1 tRNA gene and 2 rRNA genes (1 of these 3 cut by a window edge) are annotated in these 2,500 nt (G+C 54.6%); all 3 read left to right on the top strand.

The window, feature by feature from the left end:
• A 23S ribosomal RNA gene (locus CGZ66_RS14570) occupies positions 1-1,832 on the top strand; it begins 1,027 nt to the left of the window's first position.
• Between the two features lie 274 nt (positions 1,833-2,106).
• Positions 2,107-2,221 (top strand): 5S ribosomal RNA (gene rrf / locus CGZ66_RS14565).
• 170 nt (positions 2,222-2,391) lie between these two features.
• Positions 2,392-2,468, top strand: a tRNA-Met gene (locus tag CGZ66_RS14560).
• Positions 2,469-2,500: the final 32 nt, after the last annotated feature.

Raw genomic sequence — 2,500 nt, 5'->3', positions numbered from 1 at the left:
TACTAGTCGGCAGACACACGGCGGGTGCTAACGTCCGTCGTGAAAAGGGAAACAACCCTGACCTACAGCTAAGGTCCCCAAGTTATGGCTAAGTGGGAAAGGATGTGAGGATCCCAAAACAACCAGGATGTTGGCTTAGAAGCAGCCATCATTTAAAGAAAGCGTAACAGCTCACTGGTCTAAATAAGGGTCTTTGCGCCGAAAATGTAACGGGGCTAAAGCCATACACCGAAGCTTAGGGTTCGTGAGCAATCACGAGCGGTAGCGGAGCGTTCTGTAAGCTGATGAAGCCATACCCGTGAGGGGTGGTGGAGGTATCAGAAGTGCGAATGCTGACATGAGTAACGTAAGGGGAGTGAGAGACTCCCCCGCCGAAAGACCAAGGGTTCCTGCTTAAAGCTAATCTGAGCAGGGTTAGCCGGCCCCTAAGACGAGGCGGAAACGCGTAGTCGATGGGAACCACGTTAATATTCGTGGGCTTGGAGGTAGTGACGGATCATTGAGGTAGTCCAATCTTATCGGATTGAACGGGCTGCTGCGTGGTTCCAGGAAATAGCTCCTCCTTATAAACCGTACCCGAAACCGACACTGGTGGTCTGGTAGAGTATACCAAGGCGCTTGAGAGAACTATGCTGAAGGAACTCGGCAAATTGCACGCGTAACTTCGGAAGAAGCGTGACCCTTTTCCACGCAAGTGGAGGAGGGTGGCACAGACCAGGGGGTAGCGACTGTTTATCAAAAACACAGGGCTCTGCGAAGTCGCAAGACGACGTATAGGGTCTGACGCCTGCCCGGTGCTGGAAGGTTAAGAGGAGGGGTGCAAGCTCTGAATCGAAGCCCCAGTAAACGGCGGCCGTAACTATAACGGTCCTAAGGTAGCGAAATTCCTTGTCGGGTAAGTTCCGACCTGCACGAATGGCGTAACGACTTCCCCGCTGTCTCCAGCATAGACTCAGTGAAATTGAATTCCCCGTGAAGATGCGGGGTTCCTGCGGTTAGACGGAAAGACCCCGTGCACCTTTACTATAGCTTTACATTGGCATTCGTAGTGGCATGTGTAGGATAGGTGGTAGGCTTTGAAACCTGGGCGCCAGCTCAGGTGGAGCCACCCTTGAAATACCACCCTTATTACTATGGATGTCTAACCGCGGCCCGTTATCCGGGTCCGGGACAATGTATGGTGGGTAGTTTGACTGGGGCGGTCGCCTCCTAAAGAGTAACGGAGGCGCGCGATGGTGGGCTCAGAACGGTCGGAAATCGTTCGCTGAGTGCAATGGCATAAGCCTGCCTGACTGCGAGACTGACAAGTCGAGCAGAGACGAAAGTCGGTCATAGTGATCCGGTGGTCCCGCGTGGAAGGGCCATCGCTCAACGAATAAAAGGTACGCCGGGGATAACAGGCTGATGACCCCCAAGAGTCCATATCGACGGGGTTGTTTGGCACCTCGATGTCGACTCATCGCATCCTGGGGCTGGAGCAGGTCCCAAGGGTATGGCTGTTCGCCATTTAAAGCGGTACGTGAGTTGGGTTCAGAACGTCGTGAGACAGTTCGGTCCCTATCTGCCGTGGGTGTAGGAATATTGAAAGGATCTGTCCCTAGTACGAGAGGACCGGGATGGACGGATCTCTGGTGGACCTGTTGTGGCGCCAGCCGCATAGCAGGGTAGCTATATCCGGACGGGATAACCGCTGAAGGCATCTAAGCGGGAAACCCACCTTAAAACGAGTATTCCCTGAGAACCGTGGAAGACGACCACGTTGATAGGCCGGGTGTGGAAGAGCGGCAACGCTTGAAGCTTACCGGTACTAATAGTTCGATCGGCTTGATCGTTCTCATTCCTTATGCCCATCTGACGAAGTCAGATGGTTTGTTCTCACTCACGCTTGTTCCGCCCTGCGGGCGGCGCTACGTGGGTGCGGCGCATCGGCGCCGACGGTCGGTCGACCTTGCGAAGCTTCGCTTCCAAGGGCCAGACCCCAAGAACAGCCAGGCACAAAAAAGACCAGCGAACAGCTCCGAGACGGGCCAAAAATAGGTAATCCCTATTGGCTACTCACTAATGCTATTCGCTCAAAAGCTTCTCGAACAACGTGCGTTTTGCCGACCTGGTGGTTATGGCGGAGCGGCTGCACCCGATCCCATTCCGAACTCGGCCGTGAAACGCTCCAGCGCTGATGGTACTTCGTCTCAAGACGCGGGAGAGTAGGTCGCTGCCAGGTCTGCCAAACGCACGTTGATCTCACATCCAAACCGGATGGAGAGAAATCTTCTCTTTATGAACAGGCCCGCCAACGGGATCACGGGCCGCGTAAGCGGCCCTTTCATTTGGTCAGGCTTCTACCTATCTGTAGGCCATCCCTATCGTAGGCTTGCGCTTACTTCTAGTTGACGCGGGGTGGAGCAGCCCGGTAGCTCGTCAGGCTCATAACCTGAAGGTCACAGGTTCAAATCCTGTCCCCGCAACCAAATTAAAACAGCCCGGCCAAGCCCGGGCTGTT

Source organism: Mesorhizobium sophorae (assembly GCF_002270415.1).
Classification (GTDB): domain Bacteria; phylum Pseudomonadota; class Alphaproteobacteria; order Rhizobiales; family Rhizobiaceae; genus Mesorhizobium; species Mesorhizobium sophorae.
The sequence above is the reverse complement of the archived record's forward strand: the minus strand, read 5'-3'. Positions and strand labels throughout refer to the sequence as shown.